This window comes from Arthrobacter sp. NPDC080073, assembly GCF_040686575.1.
Classification (GTDB): Bacteria; Actinomycetota; Actinomycetes; order Actinomycetales; family Micrococcaceae; genus Arthrobacter.
The window spans coordinates 17,471-39,422 of record NZ_JBFBKR010000021.1 but is presented as its reverse complement, the minus strand read 5'-3'; the positions used below and the strand labels follow the sequence as shown (position 1 = coordinate 39,422).

Sequence of the window (21,952 nt, the reverse complement as noted above, 5' to 3'; positions counted from 1 at the left end):
GATGCGTTTTAGCTCACAGTTGCGCGGGCGACGAAGGGCCGGCGCCTGCAGTTTCCTGTGGCGCCGGCCCTTCGATAACACCCAATTCCGCTACGCGAGCAGGGAAGGCTTGAGCGTCTGCAACCGTCCGAGGAGGCCGTTGATGAACGCCGGAGATTCGTCGGTGGACATGACCTTGGCCAGCGCCACCGCTTCGCTGACGGCTACGCCGTCCGGGACGTCGTCGTTGTAGAGCAGTTCCCAGGCGCCGATCCGCAGGATGATGCGATCGACAGCCGGCATCCGCTCCAAGGTCCAGCCCTGGGCGTAGGTCTGCAGGAACTCGTCGATGGTGGGCTGCATGGCAACCACGCCCTCCACGATGTCGATCGTGTACGGGTTGACCACGAGGTCGGTCATTTCCCGGCGGGCCTTCAAGACCTCGAAAGCGGAGGCGGAACGCTGCTCCGCCTCGAACAGTACCTCGAGGGCCCTGTTGCGGGCCTTACCACGGGCGCTCACTAGTCGTTGACCCGGCCCAGGTAGCTGCCGTCGCGGGTGTCTACCTTGACCTTGGTGTTGTTCTCAACGAACAGGGGCACCTGGATCTCGTAGCCGGTCTCAAGGGTAGCCGGCTTGGTTCCGGCTGAGGAGCGGTCGCCCTGCAGGCCCGGCTCGGTGTAGGTGATTTCAAGGACAACGCTCGGGGGCAGTTCGATGTAGAGCGGGGTGCCCTCGTGGATGGCAATGTTGACCATCTGGTTTTCCAGCATGAAGTTAGTGGCGTCGCCTACCGTGGCACCGGAAACCGTGATCTGGTCGAAGTCCTGGGTGTCCATGAAGACGAAGTCTGCGCCGTCCTGGTACAGGTACTGGTAATCGCGGCGGTCAACCGTGGCAGTTTCGATCTTGAGGCCGGCATTGAAGGTCTTGTCGACCACCTTGCCCGACATGACGTTGCGCATCTTCGTGCGCACGAACGCGCCGCCCTTGCCCGGCTTGACGTGCTGGAACTCAATGATGTTCCAGAGCTGGCCCTCGAGCTTCAGCACGGTTCCGTTCTTGATGTCATTTGTGGTTGCCACTAGTATCCTCTGGTTTCTCTCACTGGTGCTAGCTACTGCTTTAGCTACTGGTTTAGCTTCCAGCCGACTATGCCAAGCAGGCATGCCTTGAAGGCAGCCAGCGCGTATTTATCAAAAATCCAAAGTCCATTCTACCGGCAAAATGCGGGGCGCCTGCCCCCGCCCTTGTCAGGAGGCGAACTCGAGGACGTTCCGGGCGCGTTGCAGGGCCACAGCCGAGGAATAGATCAGGGAAGCGTCGGCTGCCAGGGCGACGCGCAGGTCCAGGGCCTTGGTAAACGACTCTGCCGCGGCGACGTGATTGCCGGCCACAAAATGGGCCCGCCCCAAATACTGGTGGACGACCGGTTCCTTGGCGGTCCCGTGGACTTCGCCGAGCAGTTGGCGGAACAGCTCCACCGCACGGTCAAAGCGGTTGGTGGCACGGTGCAGTTCGGCTTCGAAGATCCGCAGTTTGAACGACTCGGGATCGTTGTAGCGCGCCTCGGCCAACAATTCCGCGGCTTCGCCCGGGTGGCCTTCGAGCATGAGCGCCATGATGCGGTCGGCGGGGTCGCTGGACTCAGCGAGTGCGGACTGCATGGCTTCCTCGTTGACGATGGCCGGCAGGAGGGTATCCGGGTTCGTGCGCACCCCGGGGAATCCACCCGTGGGCCAATCGCTGATGCTGCTGAAGGTTTCGGTGGTCATGATGCGATCTCCTGGTAGGCAGCGAAGAGCAACGAGGTGTCCGGCACGTCGAGGATTCCGGGCTTTGCCACGCCGTCGAGCACCACGAACCGCAAGAGGTCTCCGCGGGACTTCTTGTCACGGCGCATGCCGTCGAGCAGGCCCTGCCAGCGGTCCCGGCGGTAGGTGACCGGCAACCCGAGTCCCTCAAGAATGGTGCGGTGCCTGTCGGCGTCGACGTCGGAAAGCCGGCCGACGCTGCGGGCGAGTTCGGCGGCGAACATCATGCCGACCGAAACCGCTGCGCCATGCCGCCACGAGTAGCGTTCCACGAGTTCGATCGCGTGGCCGAGCGTGTGCCCGTAGTTGAGGATTTCACGCAGGCCGGATTCCTTGAGGTCTTCGGAAACCACCTTGGCTTTGACCGCAATGGCTCGTTCGATGAGCTCGCGGAGCACCGCCGACCCTGGATCGGTGACTTCCTCCGGCTTGTTCTCGACGAGTTCCAGGATGGCGGGATCGGCAATGAAGCCGCACTTGATGACCTCCGCCATTCCGGAGATCAGCTCGTTCCTGGGCAGCGTCTGGAGGGTGTCCAAGTCCGCGAGGACGGCCGCGGGCGGGTGGAAGGAACCCACCAGGTTCTTGCCTTCCGCCGTGTTGATGCCGGTCTTTCCGCCTACGGAAGCGTCCACCATGCCGAGGAGGCTCGTAGGCATGTGGATGACCTTGACGCCGCGCAGCCACGTGGCGGCGACGAATCCGGCGAGGTCGGTGACTGCACCGCCGCCGACCGCCACGATGGCGTCGGAGCGGGTGAAGTCGTTCTGGCCAAGCACTTGCCAGCAGAAGGCGGCAACCTGGATGTGCTTGCCTTCTTCGGCGTCGGGAATCTCGGCGGTGAGGGCAGTGAAACCGGCAGCCTCGAGTTCGGCACGGACAGTATCGCCCGTGAGGCGGAGGGCACGCGGGTGGACCACGAGGACCCGCCGGACGCGCTCCCCCAGCTTCGCGGGAAGGGTCTCCAAGAGGCCGCGCCCGACGACGACGTCGTAGTTCTCGTTGGCGGACTGGCCGCTGACCTTGATGACAGTTGATTCGTTGCTCACTTTTGCACTTCCTCTTTCAAGGCCGCGTATTCACGCAGTCTTTCCTCCACGTGGAGGGCGATTTCCGTCACGGTCCCGGACCGGACGTCGACGGTGATGTCTGCAAGGCGTTCATAGACAGGACGCCGGGCGGCGAAAAGGGCCTCCCAGCGGGCCATGGCGTCACCGGCCAGCAGTGGCCGGCCCGTGTTGCGGGCGATGCGCTCAGCGACTGTCTCCGCATCGCACTCGAGGTAGATCACGGTGCAGTCACCCAGCAGTTGCTGCGTGCCGGAATCGAGCACTGCGCCACCACCGAGCGAAACCACCGCGCCGTTGGCATGCGCAGCCTCAACGGAGCGGGCCACCGTCCTGGCCTCGATCTCCCGGAAAGCATGTTCTCCACGACCGGCGAAAATATCCGCAATAGTGCCGTGGTGCTCAACGATGACGGCATCAGTGTCCACGAACGGCACGCCCAATTGCTGGGCGAGCTGCTGGCCGATGACTGATTTTCCAACGGCCATCGGCCCCACCAAAACGATCGCGCGCCCTTGACCGGCGCCCGAGGTACCGCGGACCACTAGTGGCCGACCGAGTCCAGGGTTGCCGGGATGCTGTCCAGGTAGCCCCGAAGGTTCCGTGCCGTCTCGGCGACGGAATCACCGCCGAACTTCTCGGCAACGGCCTCGGCCAACACGAGGGCGACCATGGCCTCGGCGACGACACCTGCCGCCGGAACGGCACAGACGTCGGAGCGCTGGTGGTGCGCCTTGGCGGCCTCACCGGTGCTGACGTCGATGGTTTTCAATGCACGCGGGACGGTGGCGATGGGCTTCATGGCGGCGCGGACGCGCAGGACTTCGCCGATGCTCATGCCACCTTCGATGCCACCTGCACGGTTGGTCTTGCGGACGATCCGGCCGGTCTCGTCCTTGACGATCTCATCGTGCGCGGCGGAGCCGCGGCGCGCCGCGGTCAGGAAGCCGTCGCCGACTTCGACGCCCTTGATCGCCTGGATCCCCATCAGGGCAGCGGCCAGGCGGGAGTCGAGGCGACGGTCCCAGTGCACGTAGCTTCCAAGTCCCGGGGGAAGACCGTAGGCCAGAACTTCGACGACACCGCCGAGAGTCTCGCCTTCCTTGTGTGCTGCGTCGACCTCGGCCACCATGGCGTCCGAGGTTTCCCGATCGAAGCATCGCAAAGGATCGGCGTCGAGGGCCAGGACGTCGGACGGCACGGGCAGCGGACGGCCCTCGGGCACGGTCACGCTCGCGATGGAAACGGTGTGGCTCACGAGCTCGATGCCAAGCTGCTTGAGGAATTGCGAAGCAACGGTACCCAAGGCGACACGCGTGGCGGTTTCCCGGGCGCTGGCGCGTTCCAGGACAGGGCGGGCCTCAGGGAATCCGTACTTCTGCATGCCCGTGAAGTCTGCATGGCCTGGTCGCGGGCGGGTCAACGGTGCGTTCCGGGCCTGGTCTGCGAGAAGCTCGGGGTCAACCGGGTCGGCAGACATGATCTGCTCCCATTTGGGCCATTCGGTGTTGCCGATCTGGATCGCGACGGGGCCGCCTTGCGTCACGCCGTGCCTGACGCCGCCAAGGATGCTCACTTCGTCCTGCTCGAACTTCATCCGGGCGCCGCGGCCATAGCCAAGACGGCGACGCGCGAGGGCGTCACGAATTTCCTCGCTGGTGAGTTCCACACCGGCGGGGACGCCTTCAACAATTCCGAGCAGTGCCGGGCCATGGGATTCACCGGCAGTCAACCAACGCAACATATATCCAATCCTGCCATGTAAGGCCCTTACTAGACCCGCCGGGGAAGCCCGACTGAGTCACACATCACATCTATGACATCGCTGGTGACGTCGGCTCCGGAAAACAAACGGATTTGCTCTACGGCTTGGTAGAGCAACATCTCCAGTCCGGGAACCACCACTCCGCCCCGCGAATGCCATGCTTCGGCAATGCGGCTGGGCCAAGGATCGTAGGCGACATCGAGCAGGACACCCCAGACGCCGGGAAGCCTGTCGACGTCGGGAAGCCTGTCGACGTCGGGAAGCTGTTCGAGCTGCGCCGCGATACCGTCCGCTGCCCGCGGCGGAAGCGTGGAGATCACCAGATCGGCTCCCGCCATGCCTTGGGCGGCTTCGGCCAGCGGCCGAAGGTGGATGGAAAGCCCGACGGCGGCCGCCGCGGCTTTCGCCTCGGCGGCGCGTCCGGCGTCGCGCACGAAGATGTCAACGTGTTTGGAGCCGAGCTCCCGGAGCGCCGCAATAGCCGCCGCGGATGTCCCGCCGCCACCAAGGATCGCCGAGTTCGGCCGCTCCGTGACTCCTGCATTCCTCACGGCTTCAACGATGCCGGCCACGTCCGTGTTGTGGCCGACCCGCCGCACGCCGTGCCCGGTGTCTTCGAACGCAACCGTGTTGATGACACCCAAGGACGCCCCGGCCCCCCGGACCTCGTCGACTTCGCCCACCATGGCGGTCTTGAGGGGCATGGTGACTGACAAGCCGCACCAGTCGTCGCCGGCCTCAAGGCCCGCCATGAAGGCCGGGAGCCGCTCGACCGTTACGTCGATCGCCGAGTATTCGATGTCGAGCCCGAGCTTGGCGTAGGCCGCGCGGTGGAGTGCTGGTGATTTCGAGTGGCTGATGGGGTGCCCCAGGACGGCAGCACGTCTGCTCACACGCACCGTCCCGCGTTGGCCGCACACCACGCGTTGTACTGGTCAACGTACTTGAGGTGTTCCGCCAGCGTGCTGGAGAACTTGGTTTCCTTGGTGTCGAGGTTGATGGTTACCCAGTAGAGGTAATTGTTGGGCGTCGGCTTCGCGGCAGCATCGATCGCCGTCTTGCCGGGTGAACCAATGGGCCCCACCGGAAGCCCTACGTTCGCGTAGGTGTTGTAGGGGTTGCTCTTGTCAGCCTTCTGGGCGTCGGTCAGGTGGAAGGTCTTGGTACCCAGACCGTAGGTAACCGTGGCATCGGACTGGATGAGCCCGTTCGTCTCGGTGTTGCCCGGCTTGAGCCTGTTGTAGATCGCGCCCGCCACGTTGCCGTAGTCGGCCTGGCCGCCTTCAGCCTGCACGATACTTGCCACCGTGATGGCCTGGTACTGCTTGGCGGGATCCGTGACTCCCTGGGCCTCGAGCTCGTCGGTGGTGGCCGTGACGAGCTTCTGGAGGATGTCCTTGGCGGGCGTTCCAAGGGGGAAACGGTACTCCCCTGGTGCCAGGAAGCCTTCGAGGTTCTTTGCCGGGGCAGGGACGCCAAACTGGGCCGGCGAGTCGCTGAGCGCCTTCAATTCGGACAAAGGTATGCCCGAACCCTTGGAGATCGCATCAAGGGATTCGCCGATCCGCAACCCTGCACTCAGCGCGAAATACATGACCTTGGAAGAATCCTTGCCGAGGAGCACATTCACCGCATCGGCGTTCTTCATTTCCGTTTTGAAGGTGAAGTCACCGGGTGAGAGTTCACCCCCGGCAGCAACGAAGGCCGCCACGAAAGAATCCGCGTCGGCAATGACGTGCTGGCTCTGAAGGTTGCTCGCGACCAGTTTCGGGCCGGAGCCCGGGGCCACAGTGATGGTGACCGAGCCAGTGCCCGGGCCGGGGTAGTCGCTGACCTTGTCCATCCCGAGCAACGGCTTCAGGAACTGTGCCCCAACGGCAACCGCCGTGACGAACACTGTGAGGGTGAGCAGCAGCGCGAGAAGACGACGGCGCCTGCGGACCTTCTTCGAAGGGGCCTTCGGCACAGGAGTCGCAGCTGCCATGAGGTCATGGGCGTCGTGCTCATGATGGACTTCGTAGTCGAACTGGGGATCGTGGTGCCCATAACCTTCGTCATGGGCCTGCAGCTCGTGGAACTCGTCACCGTGTGCTGCGTCGTAGCTGTGAACAGAGTCATCGTGCTCGACGGCGTCAGGGTGCGCCCCGTCGTAGTGCACGGTGTCTGCGTGCTGAACGGCATCCAAGGGCTCCACGGTGTCCTCATGCGAAGCCTCGTGTTGCTGCACGTCCTCGTCGGGCTGAACCGTTCCGCCGTGCACGCCGTCGTCGTGGAAGTCGGCAGCGTGAGTGCCTGCATCCGGGGCGGCCGATGCGTAGTCCGGGACATATGCAGGCTGTGGCTTCGGGACTGCGACAGGTTCGAAGTGGACAGGCACAGGTGGTGGCAGTACCTCCTGGTTCTGCGTCTCCAGGAAGCGTTCCCTGGCACGGATTTCACGACGAGTCAGGGGCCGGGTACGGCCTTCTGCTGCGTCGTTGGAGGGGTCGTTGTTGACCGGGCTCACAATTGTCTTCCCCTCGTTGGAGAGTGTGGATCAATGCCGGAGGCCGGCAGCGGCGCACTGGCACCGTCAATGTGTTGGGGTGGCATCGGCGCCTGCACGCGCCTGCCCACATCCGCACCTCTGGCTTTTTGCATGTCGATCGCGTGCTGCAGAATTCCGGCAGCGGCAACCTGATCCACCACTTTACGATGATCCTTGCTGCTCATGCCAGCTTCATGGAGATTGCGGTGAGCCGTCACGGTACTGAGCCGCTCGTCCACCAGGTTGACCGGAACGTCGAGCCCGCGGCGCTGCAGGTGGGCTGCCAGCAACTGCGCATAGTCCGTAGCCATGACGGCGGAAGCGTGTTCCTCACCCTTCATCGTGCGCGGCAGCCCGACGAAGACCTGGACTACGCCGAGCTCCGCGACATGCCGGACAATGACCCCGATGTCGGAATTCTTCTTGGCGTCCCGGCTTACCGTCTTGAACGGCGTGGCCAGGATCCCGTCCGGATCGCAGATGGCAACTCCCACACGGACGGTGCCGACGTCCACCCCCAGTTTGGTGCCCCGGGGGTAGTCGTCGTTGCTCGCAATGGCCTCCAAAATCAGCGCTTGGCGATCGCGTCCACAACGGCCGCAAGGGCCGGTGCGATCTTCGCGGCGTCGGTTCCGCCGCCTTGGGCGACATCGTCCTTGCCGCCACCGCCGCCGCCGAGGATTCCCGCGGCCACGCGGACGAGGGCGCCTGCCTTGACGCCCGCTTCACGCGCTGCCTCGTTGGTGGCCACGATGATGACGGGACGGTCGTTGCTGACGCCGGCCACCGCGACCGTGGAAGCGTCGGAGCCGAGCCGGCTGCGCAGGTCCATGGCGAGGCTGCGGAGGTCGTCCGCTCCCCCGACCTGGCCGGCGTCGTGCGCCACTACCCGGACGCCTGCGGCATCGCGGGCCGTGGCAACGAGGTTCGCAGCGGCTGCCGTCAGCTGTTCCTTGCGGAGGCGGTCGAGTTCCTTTTCCGTCGCCTTGAGCTTGGCCAAGGTGCTGGAGATGCGGTCTGCCAGCTGGCCCGAGGGGACTTTGAGCATTTCCGTGAGCTCGGTGACCAAGGCGCGCTCGGCTGCGAGGTGCCGGAAGGCCTCAAGGCCGACGAAGGCTTCCACGCGGCGGTTTCCCGAACCGACGGACTGTTCGCCGAGCAGTGACAGGCTTCCGATGAGGGAGGTGTTCTCCACATGGGTGCCACCGCAGAGTTCGCGGGACCACGCGCCGTCGATCTCCACAACGCGGACTTCGCTGCCGTAGTTCTCGCCGAAAAGCGCCATGGCGCCGAGGGCCTTCGCTTCGGCAAGGCCCATCACCTTGGTTTCCACCCGGAAGTTGTTGCGGATGGCGATGTTCGAGACCTCCTCGATCTCGGACTTCGTGGCGGCACTCAATCCCTCGCCCCAGGCGAAGTCGAAGCGCAGGTAGCCGGGCTTGTTGAAGGAGCCACGCTGGGTGGCTTCCGGGCCGAGGATCTGGTGCAGGGCGGCGTGCACGATGTGCGTGCCCGTGTGGGCCTGCTCTGCGGCGTGGCGGCGTTCACGGTCGACGGCGGCGCGCACCAAAGCGTCCGAGGCGATCTCGCCTTCGCGGACGATTGCCTTGTGGACGCTCAGGCCCTTCACGGGGCGCTGGACGTCGAGGACCTCGACGACGAAGCCGTCACCGGTGATGAGGCCCTTGTCTGCGGACTGGCCACCGGCTTCGGCGTAGAACGGCGTCTCGTTGAGCACGAGCTCGATTTCATCGCCCGTGGATGCGTGGGCAACACGCCGGCCGGAGCTGACGATGCCGCGGACACGGGCCTCCCCTTCCAGCTCCGTGTAGCCGGTGAAGACGGTCTCGCCTTCGGCCAGGAGCTCCTGGAAGGCTGAGACATCGGCGTGTCCGCCCTTCTTGGATTTGGCATCGGCCTGGGCACGCTGACGCTGTTCGAGCATGAGGCTGCGGAATTCAGCTTCGTCAACCTTCAAACCGGCTTCCTCGGCCATTTCGAGGGTGAGGTCGATCGGGAACCCGTAGGTGTCGTGCAGAGCGAAGGCATCTTCGCCCGACAGCGGCTTGCCTGCCGCCTTGGAGAGCACCACGGCTTCTTCGAGGCGGGCAGTGCCGGAGGCGATGGTGCGCAAGAAGGCTCGTTCTTCGGCATAGGCGATGCGGCTGATGCGGTCGAAGTCGGTTTCCACCACGGGGTAGACGCCCTTCATGGCGTCGCGGGAAGCCGGAAGCAACTGCGGCAGGCAAGCTTCTTCGACCCCGAGGAGGCGCATGGCGCGGACGGCACGGCGGATAAGCCGACGCAGGACGTAGCCGCGGCCTTCGTTGGACGGGGACACGCCGTCGGAAATCAGCATGAGGGCCGAACGGATGTGGTCGGCAACGACGCGCATCCGGACATCGTCCGTGTGGTGCGGGTCCTCAGCTGACTCGGCGGAGGTGTACTCCTTGCCAGACAGGGCTGCGGCCTTGTCGATGACGGGACGGACCTGGTCCGTTTCGTACATGTTTTCGACGCCCTGCAGGATCATCGCGAGGCGCTCCATGCCGAGGCCGGTGTCGATGTTCTTCTTGGGCAGCTCGCCAGCGATGTCGAAGTCCACCTTCGAGCGGACGTTCTCGATCTGGTACTGCATGAACACGAGGTTCCAGATTTCGACATAACGGTTTTCGTCGGCGATGGGACCGCCTTCGGCGCCATAGGCCGGGCCGCGGTCGTAGTAGATCTCCGAGCAGGGGCCGGCGGGACCGGGCTGGCCGGTGGACCAGTAGTTGTCCGCCTTGCCCATCCTCTGGATACGCGAGGCGGGGATGCCGGTGTTCTTGAGCCACAGATCCTGGGCTTCGTCGTCTTCCTCGTAGACGGTCACCCAGAGGCGCTCAACGTCGAGCCCGTAGCCGCCGTCGTCGACGCTCTTGGTGAGCAGTTCGAACGCGAACTTGATGGCGTCTTCCTTGAAGTAGTCCCCGAAGGAGAAGTTTCCGCACATCTGGAAAAACGTCCCGTGGCGGGCGGTCTTGCCCACTTCCTCGATGTCACCGGTGCGGATGCACTTCTGGACGCTCGTGGCGCGGGCGAAGGGCGGCTCCTCGCGGGCGGTGAGGTAAGGAATGAAGGGAACCATGCCGGCCACAGTGAAGAGCAGGGAAGGGTCGCTGGATACGAGCGACGCTGAAGGGACGGCGGTATGGCCCTTGCTGACAAAAAAGTCCACCCAGCGTTTGGTGATCTCCTGCGACTTCATTAGCTGATTACTTACCCTTCTCAATTCACTGCACATGAGTTTGTGCGCGGTTTTGGCATGTGCCATTGCCGCAGCTTCTAATTCTGCCCTGTTGACGGCCGCTTGGGCGAACCGCGGCGAGTTTGTACTGCGGCTACTAACGGCTAACGGCTGCCGGCGTCGGGCTCTGCGATGCCGAGCGCGGACCTGAGGTCCACTTCGCGTTCGTTCATCCCGGCGCGCACGGCGTCGGCGAAGTCGTACACGCCGTCGGCCAGTCGCGCTACGGCACGGTTCAGGCCTTCGGGACCGATGGCGGCCTGTGCTTGGGTGATCTTGCGGAAAGCAATGACTCCGATTGCCACGCCGATCCCCATCCAGACGATTCTTTTCACAGTTTTCCTGACATACGACGATCGTGCTTACGAACGGATTCAGCGGCTGCGGCGGCCACTGCCCGGTTTGCGGCGGGCGGCAAAAGCCGTGCGTACTCCATAGCTGAACGCTGCCACCTTGATGAGCGGCGAACCGACTGTTGCGGCCACCAATGAGGACAAAGCAGAGATGTTGGCGGAGGCATCGGAAACGTTGGAGGTGATGCCATCCACCTTTTTCAGCTGCTGGTTTGTGGTGGAAACCGTCGCAGTGACCTCGTCCATGAGCGGCGTCGCTCCGTCGCTCAAGGAGCGGATGGAGGTGCGGACTTCATCGAAGACGCGCCCGAGTTTGAGGATCGGCACAGCCAACAGCACCACAAGGAGCGCGAAAACTCCGGCCGCGATCAGGCCTGCAATATCGCCACCAGTCATGGACTCTCATCTCCTAGCATTTGTTGCGTTGCCGCCGGTGCGCCATGTGGTTCTACACAGGCACCCGGCGTGGCTTCCCCCAAGTACCTTACATACAAAAAAGCCCGCGGCGCGTGCCACGGGCTTCTTTGTATGTGCTTGCTGGAAATCAGCGAGCGTAGAATTCGACCACAAGCTGCTCTTCGCAGGTCACGGGGACCTCGGAGCGCTTCGGGCGACGAACCAGGCGTGCCTGCAGGGCGTCGATCTTGACGTCCAGGTAAGCCGGAACGACGTTCAGAACGTGTGCGCCGGCAGCTGCAACCTGGAACGGAGCCATGACTTCGCTACGGCTGTGAACGTGGATGAGCTGGCCTTCGGCAACGCGGAACGACGGGCGGTCCACGCGGATACCGTCAACGAGGATGTGGCGGTGCACAACCAGCTGGCGGGCCTGGGCGATCGTGCGGGCAAAGCCGGCACGCAGCACGAGGGCGTCGAGACGCATTTCGAGCAGTTCGATCAGGTTTTCACCCGTCAGGCCCTTGGTGCGCCGTGCTTCTTCGAAAGCACGGGTCATCTGGGCTTCGCGGATGCCGTACTGGGCGCGCAGACGCTGCTTTTCGCGCAGACGTACAGCGTAGTCAGAGTCCTGCTTCTTGCGGGCACGGCCATGCTCACCGGGGCCGTACGGACGGCGCTCCATGTACTTGGCGGCCTTGGGAGTCAGAGCGATGCCGAGTGCACGCGAAAGGCGTGCGGTACGGCGAGCACGAGTGTTGTTAGCCACTTGTGTCCTTCCAATATCTGCGGTGTGTCAGTGTTACTGGCCTCCATGAGGGAGAGCATCGGCCAACCGCTGCCTTTTGCTACGGGGCGCAGGGCACAGCACCAAAACTTTTGTTTTTGATGGATTGTGCGCCAGGCCTTGCCAGACAAGCATCTAGCCTACCATGTCGCCTACTTGCCCCGGATGATCCTGCGCAGCCGCTCGAGCCTGGGAGCAATTTCCCGTTCAGCACCGTTTGCCGTGGGTTCGTAGTAGTCCCTTCCGACCAGATCATCCGGGGCATATTGCTGGGTGGCCACACCGTGCGGGGCATCGTGGGCGTACTTGTAGCCTTGGCCGTGGCCAAGGCCCTTTGCTCCTTGGTAGTGTGCGTCCCTCAAGTGCGCCGGAATCCCGACCCCCATCCCCGCACGCACATCGGCGATGGCCTTGTTGATGCCCATGTAGGCGGCATTGGATTTGGGCGCCGTCGCCAGATGCACCACGGCTTCGGCGAGGATGATCCGGCCCTCGGGCATCCCGATCAACTGCACTGCCTGGGCCGCCGCGACGGCGGTCTGCAGCGCCGTCGGATCTGCCATGCCGATGTCCTCTGCAGCGGAAATGACTATCCGGCGGGCAACGAAGCGGGGATCTTCGCCGGCTTCGAGCATGCGCGCCAGATAATGGAGGGCCGCGTCGACGTCGGAACCCCGGATCGATTTGATGAACGCACTGGCGACGTCGTAGTGCTGGTCGCCCGCGCGGTCGTATCGGACAGCGGCCGCGTCCAGGGCCCGTTCCGTATGGCGGAGCTCGACGACGACCGGAGCGTCGGGAGGCCCGTCACCAGCGAGCCCGGGCTCTTCGGAGGGGTCGCCGCCGTCCTTGTTCCGGTCTCCGTAGGCGACGCCGGCAGCGGCCTCGAGCGCCGTGAGCGCGCGGCGGGCATCTCCCCCGGACAAGCGGACCAAATGCTCAAGGGCTTCCGGGGTGAGCTCCACTCCCCCTGCCAAACCGCGGGCATCGGCAACCGCACGTTGGAGAAGCCCTTCGATGTCGCTGTCGGTAAGCGGCTTCAGGGTGAGCAGCAGCGATCGGGAAAGCAATGGGGAGACCACCGAGAACGAAGGGTTTTCGGTGGTAGCTGCGACCAGGACCACCCAGCCCTTCTCGACCCCGGGAAGCAGGGCGTCCTGTTGGGCCTTGTTGAAGCGGTGGATCTCATCCAGGAACAGCACTGTTGTGGTCCGGTACAGATCCCGCGCGGTCAAGGCGTTTTCCATGACCAAACGGACATCCTTGACCCCGGCAGTGATGGCGGACAATTCAACGAACTTACGGCCCGGTCCGCGGGCGATGACGTGCGCCAGCGTCGTCTTGCCCGTGCCTGGTGGTCCCCACAAGATGACCGAGCTCGGGCCCGCAGGACCGGCGGCTTGGGCCCCTGCGGCAAGCTGCCGCAAAGGAGACCCTTGGCCCAGCAAATGCTGCTGGCCCACAACCTCGTCGAGGGTCCGGGGCCTCATTCGGACCGCCAAAGGGCTCCGCGGCGACGCCGGACGTGCTGTGCCCGCACGTTCAGCACTGGAACGGTCCGAATCCGCCGCCTGGCTGCCGGCGTCGTCGTCGTTGTCCGAGTCGGCACCAAAGAGATCTTCCACATGGATAGGCTACTCATGATTCCAGCTAAGGAGACATCGACGTGGAGACCCGGCCGTCCGGCCCCAACGAAAAGCAACGTACCGCCTTCATATCCGGTGCGCGGCTCTCCGGCTGGGTGGAGCGCTTCGCTGCGAGCCACGGCACCGTACAGGAAGAGCCCAACGACGGCGGCACGCTTTTGCGGGCGGCTGACGGCACGCTTTTGCGGGCGGCTGACGGCGCCAGGGCGCTCCTGAAGGCGCCGTGGCCTGTCGATGGAAGGCCCGGCAAGGGCTCCACCACGGTTGAGCGTCTAGCGTCGCTCGCTTCGCAGGAACGGCGGCTAGGCATCATCCTGGTGCGCCGGGGCGGCTACGCGGTGGGGGTCGTGAGCGGCGGCAAAGTGTCGGCGTCCAAATCGGGTTCCCGCTACGTGCAGTCACGCTCGGCGGCAGGTGGATCTTCGCAGCAGCGCTTTGCCCGTCGTCGCGAGAACCAGGCCAACGCGCTGACGGAAGCTGTGGCCGCTTATGCCGCCGCCGTGTTCGCGGGGCACAGTATTGAATATCTCGTTCTGGGCGGGGATGCCGCGCTGGCTGCGGCGGTCCTGGAAGAAAAAGCGTTGAAGGAATACGCGTCGCGGACAAGGCTCGCGTTCCTCGCAGTCGGCGACCCCAACGCAACCGTGCTTCGCAAGGCTGCGGCAGATGCCTGTGCCGTGCGGATCGAGGTCCGGGATCCGTTGTAGGGCGGCGCCAATATTAAATTGTCTTCCCCGACTGCGCGTTCCAAAGCGCCTGACCCGCTAGCAGCCCGACAACGCCGGCCGGGGCCGTGCCTGCCGGTACAGGTACCTGCCGTGTTCTGCGAAACCGGCGCCCTCGTACAGGGCCTGGGCGCCGGTATTCGAGGCCATCACCAGGAGCCAGAACCCGGTCACGCCCCGGTCGCTGCCCGCTTCCAGAAGCGTGTCGAGCACCCGTCGCCCGAAGCCCTGCCGACGGTGTCCGGGCGCGGTTGCCATGCAGTAGATGCCTCCCTTACCGTCCACCAGGGCTAGGCGCCCGACGGCGGCCGGGACGCGGTCGTCGTCCCTGACGAGGGCATAGACCGAGGGGCACGACACGAGGATCTTCCGCGCAATCTCCAGCTCGGCGTCTCCCCCGCGACCGTCCACCGACCACCAGAGCCGGAGCCACTCTTCGGAAGGCTCTTCGGAGATCTCGACGTCGTTCGGCCAGCCGTCGCTCGGGGCACCGGAAAGAGCGCCGCCAGGGCGGACCATGATGAGGGTCTCCGACTGCCGGGTGAATCGCTGCGCATCAAGCACCGCGTTGAGGCCCGTGCTCCGTTCGTCGTCGAAAACCTGGACGATCAGCGGCAGGCGTCGGGAGCGGTACCACTGCGTGGCCGCTCGTATTGCCGACCCGTCGTCACGCGCCTGTTCCCGCGGCCACACCGAGTTTGCCCGCTGGGTGACACCATTGGCGGCACGCATGACCCATCCCCCGCTGTCCTCACGGTCCGGGGCGGGCCACGCCCGGTCCATCAGCTCCTCAATCAATGCAAGGCTCATTTCCTGCGCCACGCGTCCTCCTCAAAATCAGTCGCCGCCGTGCGACGCCCAAGGCCCCCGCAATTGCGGAGGCCTTCGGCTACTACTAAGGTTTCAAGCTACTCTGACTTGGCTGCCTGCGCTTTGGCCTCAGGCTTGAAGTCGACGCCGGCTTCCTTGCGCTGCTGCGCCGTGATGGGCGCAGGAGCAGCGGTCAGGGGGTCATAACCGCCGCCCGACTTCGGGAAAGCGATGACGTCGCGGATCGAGTCCACGCCGGCCAGCAAGGCCACCACGCGGTCCCAACCGAAGGCCATACCGCCGTGGGGAGGTGCGCCGTACTTGAATCCCTCAAGGAGGAAGCCGAACTTGGTCTGCGCGTCTTCCTTGTCCAGGCCCATGAGTTCGAAAACGCGCTCCTGGACATCGGCCTCGTGGATACGGATGGATCCGCCGCCGATTTCGTTGCCGTTGCATACGATGTCGTAGGCGTAGGACAGGGCCGATTCCGGGTCCTTGTCGAAGGAGTCGAGGAACTCCGGCTTCGGGGAGGTGAAGGCGTGGTGCAGGGCCGTCCACTGTCCGCCACCCACCGCGACGTCACCTGAGGCGACCGCTGCTGCTGCGGGTTCGAACATCGGCGCGTCCACGATCCAGACAAAAGCCCAGTCCTTGGGATCGATGAGGCCGGTGCGGTGGCCGATCTCGACGCGGGCGGCGCCCAGCAGTGCGCGGGACGGAGATTTCTCGCCGGCGGCGAAGAAGATGCAGTCGCCGGGCTTGGCGCCCACCGCGTCGGCCAGGCCGGCACGCTCGGTGTCCGTGAGGTTCTTGGCAACGGGACCCGTGAGCTCGCCGTCTTCCTTGAACAGCACGTAGGCGAGGCCCTTGGCGCCACGCTGCTTGGCCCACTCCTGCCAGGCGTCCAGCGCGCGGCGGGCCTGCGAGGCTCCGCCGGGCATGACGACGGCGCCCACGTAGGGCGCCTTGAAGACTCCGAAGTTCGTGTCCTTGAAGAACTCGGTCAATTCAGTGAGTTCCAGGCCGAAGCGCAGGTCCGGCTTGTCGGAACCGTACTTGGCCATGGCCTCGTGGTACGTCATGCGGCGGATCGGCGTCGGGATTTCGACGTCGATCAGCTGCCACAGCGCCTTGACGATGCCTTCGCCGAGCGCAATGACGTCGTCCTGGTCGACGAAGCTGGCTTCGATGTCGAGCTGGGTGAATTCCGGCTGGCGGTCCGCACGGAAGTCTTCGTCGCGGTAGCAACGGGCGATCTGGTAGTACTTTTCGAAACCGCCAACCTGGAGCAGCTGCTTGAAAAGCTGCGGCGACTGCGGAAGCGCGTACCAGGAACCCGGGGCCAAACGCGCCGGAACAACAAAGTCCCGGGCGCCTTCCGGCGTCGAGCGCGTCAGCGTTGGAGTCTCGATCTCGACGTAACCCTGCTGGTGGAGCAATTCGCGGGCCACGCGGTTCGCCTCGGAACGCAGCCGCAGGTTCCGGGCGGGGCCGGGACGGCGCAGGTCAAGGTAGCGGTGCTTGAGGCGCGCTTCCTCGCCGACCTCCACGTGCTCGTCGATCTGGAACGGCAGGGGATCCGAGGTGTTGAGGATCACGACTTTCTCGGCAATGACCTCGATCTCACCGGTGGCGAGGTGCGGGTTTTCGTTGCCTTCGGGACGCTTGCTTACGGTGCCTACGATCTGCAGCACGTATTCATTGCGCAGGCCGTGGAAGACCTCTTCCTCGCGGACAACCACCTGGGCGACACCGGACGCGTCACGCAGATCGACGAAGGCTACGCCACCGTGATCTCGCCGGCGGGCTACCCAGCCTGCCAGGGTGACGGTCTGTCCAATGTGCTCGGAACGCAAGGATCCGAGGTCATGTGTGCGCAGCACAGCATTCCTTTCAACATGATTTTCAGCGGATCATGGCTATAAACGATCCCGTTCGAGTTTACCCGCAAGCTTGAAGCGTGGCCGCCACGAGGCGGCGGTCCGTGCCTAGCGCGTGGTGATGCGGACGTGGAGATCCTCCGGTGACGGCTCCCAGCTCGCCGGATCCGCGTCGACTTGTTCTCCTGTGCGGATGTCCTTCACCTGGTGCTTGCCGTCGTCGTCCGTGAACCAGACGAACGGGATGCCGCGGCGGTCAGCGAACTTGATCTGCTTGCCGAACTTCTCGGCCTTCGCCGCAACCTCGGTTGCGATCCCCCGCCCGCGCAGCTGGGCCGCGACGTCCTGGGCGGCGGACCAACTGTCGTCGTTGTTCAGGGCCACAAGCACTACCGTGGGCACCGTGCGCGACGCCGTCGCGAATTCCTGGCTCAAGATGCGGGAGACGAGGCGGGTCACGCCGATCGACAGCCCGACGCCGGGGAACTTGCGGTTGCCCTTGCTGGCGAGGGCGTCGTACCGGCCTCCGGAGCAGATGGAACCGAGTTGCTCGTGCCCTACCAGGACGGTTTCGACGACGGTGCCGGTGTAGTAGTCGAGGCCGCGGGCGATGCTGAGGTCGGCAACAACCTTGCCAGGGGCACGCTGCACGGCAGCCTCGATGACTTGTTCGAGCTCGCTGAGGCCCTCTTCAAGAAGCTCGTCCGAGACACCGAGGGCGCGCACCTGCGCCACGAAGGACGTGTCCTCGGTGCGGATGCCTGCGAGCTTCAAGGCAAGTGCCGCCTGATCATCCGTGGCGCCAAGCTCGGTCCTGAGCAATTCTGCAACTTTCGCTTCGCCGATCTTCTCGAGCTTGTCGATGCTGCGAAGCACGCCTGCAGTGTCCGTGAGGCCGATGCCGCGGTAGAAGCCCTCGGCCAGCTTGCGGTTGTTGATCCGCAAGCGGAAGTCCGGGATGGGAAGGGCGCTCAGCGCTTCCGCAATGACGAGCGCAATCTCGACGTCGTACCGGAAAGGCAGCTCGCCGTCGCCCACGACGTCGATGTCAGCCTGGGTGAATTCGCGGGCGCGGCCTTCCTGGGGCCGCTCCCCCCGCCACACCTTCTGGATCTGGTAGCGACGGAACGGGAAGGCCAGGTAGCCGGCGTTCTCGACGACGTAGCGGGCAAACGGCACGGTGAGGTCGAAGTGGAGGGCCAAGGCGTTGGGATCAGCCTTGTCCGACTTTCCGTTTTCGCTGCCGGAGGCGTCCTCGTCTTCCTGCAGGCGGCTCAGACCGTACACCTCTTTGTCGATCTCGCCCTTGCGCAGAAGTTGGCCGACTGTTTCCACAGCGCGGGTCTCGATCGAAGAGAAGCCATGGAGTTCGAACGTCTTGCGCAAAGTGTCCAGCACATGCAGTTCCACCAACCGCTCCTGGGGAAGCCACTCGGGGAATCCGGACAGGGAGGCGGTACGGGCCATGGTGGAAATTTCTCCTCAATGATTGCGCGGGCCGGACCTGGGTCCACGAACCACGGGCCGATTGGGCTCAGGTTAGGCGGGTGTCCAGCCAGTCATGCATAAACTATGTGCGGCAGCCAGTTTATGCTTTCGGAAGCCTGCACATCTAATGCAGGCATCGGGGTTTGGCTTGCTTGCGATGGAAGCTTGTCCAGACAACCAGGAGGACCCTTGTCTACAAGGCCGCGGGACAACCGTGAAGCCAAACGGCGCATCAGGCAGATGGAAGCCAAGCGCGAGCTTCGGCGTGCACAGGGCAAGCGCCGCCGCCGGGACAATGTGATCGCCGTCAGTGTGGGCGCCGCCGCCCTGGTTGCCGCCGTCGTGCTCCAACTCACGGTGTTCAACTCGAACCCGAGCGAATCGGAGTTCGCAGCGGCGCAGGCGGGGCTGAGTTCGCCGTCGGCCTCTGCGAAACCATCCGCTTCCCCCGCAGCGACAGGCTCGAACAGTGCCGGCATTCCCAACGCCTCCACAGCCGCAGGTAAGACGTTCACCGGCCAACTCAGCCTCAATGGAGGGGCAATCGGCGTCGAACTCGATGGCACAGCAGCTCCCCAGGCCGCAGCCGTGTTCAAATCCCTCACTGACGCGAGCTATTACAGCGGGCTCAAATGCCCTCGACTGACCACCGCCGACAACTTCTCGGTGCTGCAATGCGGAGCCAAGGGGACGGACACCACCGATGACCCCAACTTCCATTGGGGACCGCTGGAGAACACCCCGGCCAACAACACGTACCCGGCCGGAACCATCGCCGTTGCGAGGACCGGCAACAACGCCTACGGCAACGGCCACCAATTCTTCATCGTGTACAAGGACACGGTCATCCCCCCGGATTCTGCGGGCGGGTACACGATCGTCGGCAAGGTGACGAACGGCATGGATGTCGTGACGAAGATTGCCCAAGCAGGTATTAATCCGGGTAGCAGCGCCACCGACGGCTCCCCTGTGGCAGCTGTCACGATAGACTCGTTTTCTCTGAAGTAACTAGCCCGGGCCGCGGTCCACGGCGCATTACCTGAGTAATCCCTCCAAGCGAAAGACTTTTAGCGGTGACAGACAGTCAGAAATCCGACGAAACTGCAGTAGTGGCCAACGACGAACAAATCCAGGCTTCCGCAGCTGAGCAAAGCGGCGTCGAGGCAGCTGCCCCGGCAGAGCCGGCTGCCCCGGTTGCCGACGAGACTGAGCCCGCCGCTGCCACTGAAGAGCCGGCTGCCCCGGTAGCCGAGGCGGAAAAGCCCGCACCGGCCGACGCGGCCGAGCCCGCACCCAAGCCTGCTTCTCCGGCGCCACGTCCGGCCTCCCCGCATGCACCTTCTCCCGCTGCGTTCGCTGCCCGCCCGAAGGCCGCGGCCAGCGTGATTCCAGCCGCGCCGGCAGCCCAGCCTACGGCTGTGTCCCTGGCTGAAGCTGCCAAGTGGGGGCGAGCCGAGGGTGACGGCCACGTCTTCCTGACCATCGACGGCGAAGAGCAGCCGGTGGGACAGTACCCCGGCGTGAGCACCGACGAGGCGCTGGCATACTTTGCCCGGAAATACGACGACGTGGTCGCGCAGATCGTTTTGATGGAACACCGCGTGGAGTCAAAGGCCCCGGCCACGGACATGCAGAAGACGGTCGAGCACTTGCGCGAGCAGCTGGCCGAGCGCAACATGGTCGGCGATATCCGCGCGGCGGAAGCCCGTCTCGACGCCTTGGCCGGACAGATTTCCGAATTGGAGAAGTCCGAGAAGGCCGCGCACGACGCTGCCCGCTCCGCGGAGCTCGCGGCACGCGAGGCGATCGTTGCCGAAGCCGAATCCATCGCTTCCCAGGATCCGTCCCAGGTCCAGTGGAAGACGTCCAGCGCCCGCATGAACGAACTCTTCGAGAGCTGGAAGACAGCCCAGAAGAACGGCATCCGGCTCGGACGGAGCAACGAGGACGCCCTGTGGAAGCGGTTCCGCTCGGCCCGTACGATCTTCGACCGTCACCGCCGTGCCTACTTCTCCCAGTTGGACAGCACCAACTCGGCCGCGAAGGTCGCCAAGGAACAGCTGATCCTCGAGGCCGAAGCCCTGTCCAGCTCCACGGACTGGGGTTTCGCGGCGGGCGAATACCGCCGGCTCATGGATCAGTGGAAGGCTACGCCCCGCGCCAGCCGCAAGGACGACGACGCCCTCTGGCTCCGGTTCCGTGCCGCGCAGGACGTCTTCTTCAGCAACCGCCAGGCTGCCAACGATGAAATCGACCAGCAGTACACACAGAACCTTGCCGTCAAGGAAGCTCTCATTGCCGAGGCCCAGGCCCTGCTGCCGATCACGGACCTCAACGCTGCCAAGAAGGCCCTGCAGTCGATCCGTGACCGCTGGGAAGAAGCCGGAAAGGTCCCCCGCGCCGACATGGGCAGGATCGAAGCCGGCCTGCGCAAGGTTGAGGACGCGGTACGCGAAGCCGAAGAGGACAAGTGGCGCCGGAGCAACCCGGAGACCAAGGCCCGCACCAACAGCGCCCTGTCGCAGCTCGAGGCGGCCATCGCCGGCTTGAGGGAAGACCTGGAAAAGGCCGAAAAGGCCGGAGACCAGCGCCGCATCAAGAATGCCCGCGAGGCCCTGGAAGCCCGCGAGGCATGGCTCGACCAGATCCAGCGCTCGGCGAGTGATCTCGCCTAGCAGTAGGGGCTGACAGTACTACCCGAGCTGACAGGCTCCGTCCCGGTTATCCACATAACCGGGACGGGGCCTGTTCCCGTTGCGACGGCCACGCAATGATTGCTGAATGGCCCCAGGATTCCCGCCCCCGCAACAACAGGACTTCCCTTCCCAGGAGCTGTACGCGCCTAGCCCGATGTTCACGTGGGCCGAGCTTCAATCGATGGCGGCGGACGGGGTGCTCACGCCGCTCTACGAGCGGAGCTTCACTCCTCCCGGGCTGGACGTCACGCCTCGGCTCCGCGCCCGCGCGGCCGCCCTGGTGGTTCCGGATCGCATTCGCAGGAAGGTCATTGCGGGCCGCATGACGGCCTGGATCTACGGTTGCGCAGATCCCCCGGAGAGGCTTTCGCTCCTGGTGGACGCCAAACACCGTATATCGAGCCTGCGTTCGGCCCGAGGGTGCATTCTGCACGAAGTCCGGCTGGGCCAATTGGACGTGGTCAGCATCGGCGGGCTGCTCGTGACCAGTCCGCTCCGGACGGCCGTGGATGTGGCGCTTCACGTCGAAGCTGACAGGGCCGTGCCCGCGCTGCGAATGATGCTGTCCCACGATGAGTTGGGTGTCCGGCTGCGGCTCTTGACACTCGCGGTCGAGGCGTCCGCGAGGGTGCCCCACAAGAAGGCAGCTTTGCGCAAGCTCGCAGCGCTGGCTCTGACCGCCGACTCGCCGCAGGCCGATGCTGTGCCGCCCGAGGCGGCCGCGTGAGGTGCC

Annotated in this window: 21 protein-coding genes; 4 read left to right on the top strand and 17 right to left on the bottom strand. The window is 64.7% G+C overall.

The annotated features are described in order from the left end of the window. Nucleotides 1-90 precede the first annotated feature (90 nt). The 14 genes from nusB to AB0O52_RS19240 all read right to left on the bottom strand — a co-directional run bounded on the left by nusB (nucleotide 91) and on the right by AB0O52_RS19240 (nucleotide 13,599). Nucleotides 91-501: a transcription antitermination factor NusB gene (gene nusB / locus AB0O52_RS19305; RefSeq protein ID WP_364541003.1), complete on the bottom strand. Its 411-nt coding sequence runs from the start codon at nucleotides 499-501 to the stop codon at nucleotides 91-93. Further along, complete coding sequence (gene efp, locus AB0O52_RS19300; protein WP_028267136.1) at nucleotides 501-1,064, bottom strand: elongation factor P; 564 nt, start codon at nucleotides 1,062-1,064, stop codon at nucleotides 501-503. Before efp ends, nusB begins: the two co-directional genes overlap by 1 nt. 168 nt (nucleotides 1,065-1,232) lie before the next feature. Then, nucleotides 1,233-1,754 carry a tetratricopeptide repeat protein gene (locus AB0O52_RS19295; protein ID WP_284755680.1) on the bottom strand — a complete coding sequence of 174 codons (522 nt, stop codon included), beginning with the start codon at nucleotides 1,752-1,754 and terminating at the stop codon, nucleotides 1,233-1,235. Further along, nucleotides 1,751-2,842, bottom strand: a complete 1,092-nt coding sequence (gene aroB, locus AB0O52_RS19290; RefSeq protein WP_234754230.1) for a 3-dehydroquinate synthase — start codon at nucleotides 2,840-2,842, stop codon at nucleotides 1,751-1,753. The genes AB0O52_RS19295 and aroB overlap by 4 nt, the downstream gene beginning before the upstream one ends. Then, nucleotides 2,839-3,405 carry a shikimate kinase gene (locus tag AB0O52_RS19285; protein ID WP_364540999.1) on the bottom strand — a complete coding sequence of 189 codons (567 nt, stop codon included), beginning with the start codon at nucleotides 3,403-3,405 and terminating at the stop codon, nucleotides 2,839-2,841. The genes aroB and AB0O52_RS19285 overlap by 4 nt, the downstream gene beginning before the upstream one ends. Further along, nucleotides 3,405-4,604 carry a chorismate synthase gene (aroC, locus tag AB0O52_RS19280; protein WP_364540996.1) on the bottom strand — a complete coding sequence of 400 codons (1,200 nt, stop codon included), beginning with the start codon at nucleotides 4,602-4,604 and terminating at the stop codon, nucleotides 3,405-3,407. The genes AB0O52_RS19285 and aroC overlap by 1 nt, the downstream gene beginning before the upstream one ends. Nucleotides 4,605-4,633: 29 nt before the next feature. After that, nucleotides 4,634-5,518 (bottom strand): shikimate dehydrogenase, encoded by an 885-nt coding sequence (locus AB0O52_RS19275; RefSeq protein WP_364540994.1) that lies wholly within the window; start codon nucleotides 5,516-5,518, stop codon nucleotides 4,634-4,636. Next, complete coding sequence (gene mltG / locus AB0O52_RS19270) at nucleotides 5,515-7,131, bottom strand: endolytic transglycosylase MltG (RefSeq protein WP_364540991.1); 1,617 nt, start codon at nucleotides 7,129-7,131, stop codon at nucleotides 5,515-5,517. The genes AB0O52_RS19275 and mltG overlap by 4 nt, the downstream gene beginning before the upstream one ends. Next, entirely contained in the window at nucleotides 7,128-7,718 is a 591-nt protein-coding gene (gene ruvX / locus AB0O52_RS19265; protein ID WP_364540988.1) for a Holliday junction resolvase RuvX, read from the bottom strand. Before ruvX ends, mltG begins: the two co-directional genes overlap by 4 nt. A gap of 2 nt (nucleotides 7,719-7,720) precedes the next feature. Further along, nucleotides 7,721-10,399, bottom strand: coding sequence for an alanine--tRNA ligase (gene alaS, locus AB0O52_RS19260; RefSeq protein ID WP_364540986.1), 2,679 nt, complete (start codon nucleotides 10,397-10,399; stop codon nucleotides 7,721-7,723). A 143-nt stretch (nucleotides 10,400-10,542) separates the two neighbouring features. Then, the gene (locus tag AB0O52_RS19255; protein WP_364541068.1) at nucleotides 10,543-10,755 is read right to left on the bottom strand and encodes a hypothetical protein; all 213 of its coding nucleotides are present in this window, start codon (nucleotides 10,753-10,755) and stop codon (nucleotides 10,543-10,545) included. A gap of 57 nt (nucleotides 10,756-10,812) precedes the next feature. Continuing rightward, on the bottom strand, nucleotides 10,813-11,187 hold the full coding sequence (locus AB0O52_RS19250; RefSeq protein ID WP_284982255.1) for a DUF948 domain-containing protein: 375 nt from the start codon (nucleotides 11,185-11,187) through the stop codon (nucleotides 10,813-10,815). Nucleotides 11,188-11,335: 148 nt separating this feature from the next. After that, on the bottom strand, nucleotides 11,336-11,956 hold the full coding sequence (gene rpsD, locus AB0O52_RS19245) for a 30S ribosomal protein S4 (protein WP_028267147.1): 621 nt from the start codon (nucleotides 11,954-11,956) through the stop codon (nucleotides 11,336-11,338). 170 nt (nucleotides 11,957-12,126) lie between these two features. Further along, a complete protein-coding gene (locus AB0O52_RS19240; RefSeq protein ID WP_364540982.1) occupies nucleotides 12,127-13,599 on the bottom strand; it encodes a replication-associated recombination protein A in 1,473 nt (490 codons plus the stop codon). Between the two features lie 41 nt (nucleotides 13,600-13,640). On the opposite strand from AB0O52_RS19240, the gene AB0O52_RS19235 reads away from it, so the two are divergent. Beyond that, nucleotides 13,641-14,327: an acVLRF1 family peptidyl-tRNA hydrolase gene (locus AB0O52_RS19235; RefSeq protein WP_364540979.1), complete on the top strand. Its 687-nt coding sequence runs from the start codon at nucleotides 13,641-13,643 to the stop codon at nucleotides 14,325-14,327. A 57-nt stretch (nucleotides 14,328-14,384) separates the two neighbouring features. On the opposite strand, the gene AB0O52_RS19230 is transcribed toward AB0O52_RS19235, so the two are convergent. The 3 genes from AB0O52_RS19230 to hisS all read right to left on the bottom strand — a co-directional run bounded on the left by AB0O52_RS19230 (nucleotide 14,385) and on the right by hisS (nucleotide 18,502). Continuing rightward, nucleotides 14,385-15,155, bottom strand: coding sequence for a GNAT family N-acetyltransferase (locus AB0O52_RS19230; protein WP_364540976.1), 771 nt, complete (start codon nucleotides 15,153-15,155; stop codon nucleotides 14,385-14,387). 98 nt (nucleotides 15,156-15,253) lie between these two features. Then, nucleotides 15,254-17,038: an aspartate--tRNA ligase gene (aspS, locus tag AB0O52_RS19225; protein WP_364540973.1), complete on the bottom strand. Its 1,785-nt coding sequence runs from the start codon at nucleotides 17,036-17,038 to the stop codon at nucleotides 15,254-15,256. A gap of 105 nt (nucleotides 17,039-17,143) precedes the next feature. Next, on the bottom strand, nucleotides 17,144-18,502 hold the full coding sequence (gene hisS / locus AB0O52_RS19220; protein ID WP_364540971.1) for a histidine--tRNA ligase: 1,359 nt from the start codon (nucleotides 18,500-18,502) through the stop codon (nucleotides 17,144-17,146). A 210-nt stretch (nucleotides 18,503-18,712) separates the two neighbouring features. Between hisS and AB0O52_RS19215 the strand changes: the two genes are divergently transcribed. From AB0O52_RS19215 to AB0O52_RS19205, 3 genes are all read left to right on the top strand, one after another. Then, nucleotides 18,713-19,531, top strand: a complete 819-nt coding sequence (locus tag AB0O52_RS19215) for a peptidylprolyl isomerase (RefSeq protein ID WP_364540968.1) — start codon at nucleotides 18,713-18,715, stop codon at nucleotides 19,529-19,531. 65 nt (nucleotides 19,532-19,596) lie between these two features. After that, nucleotides 19,597-21,198 carry a DUF349 domain-containing protein gene (locus tag AB0O52_RS19210; protein ID WP_364540965.1) on the top strand — a complete coding sequence of 534 codons (1,602 nt, stop codon included), beginning with the start codon at nucleotides 19,597-19,599 and terminating at the stop codon, nucleotides 21,196-21,198. Nucleotides 21,199-21,304: 106 nt separating this feature from the next. After that, nucleotides 21,305-21,946, top strand: coding sequence for a hypothetical protein (locus tag AB0O52_RS19205; RefSeq protein ID WP_364540962.1), 642 nt, complete (start codon nucleotides 21,305-21,307; stop codon nucleotides 21,944-21,946). Nucleotides 21,947-21,952: the final 6 nt, after the last annotated feature.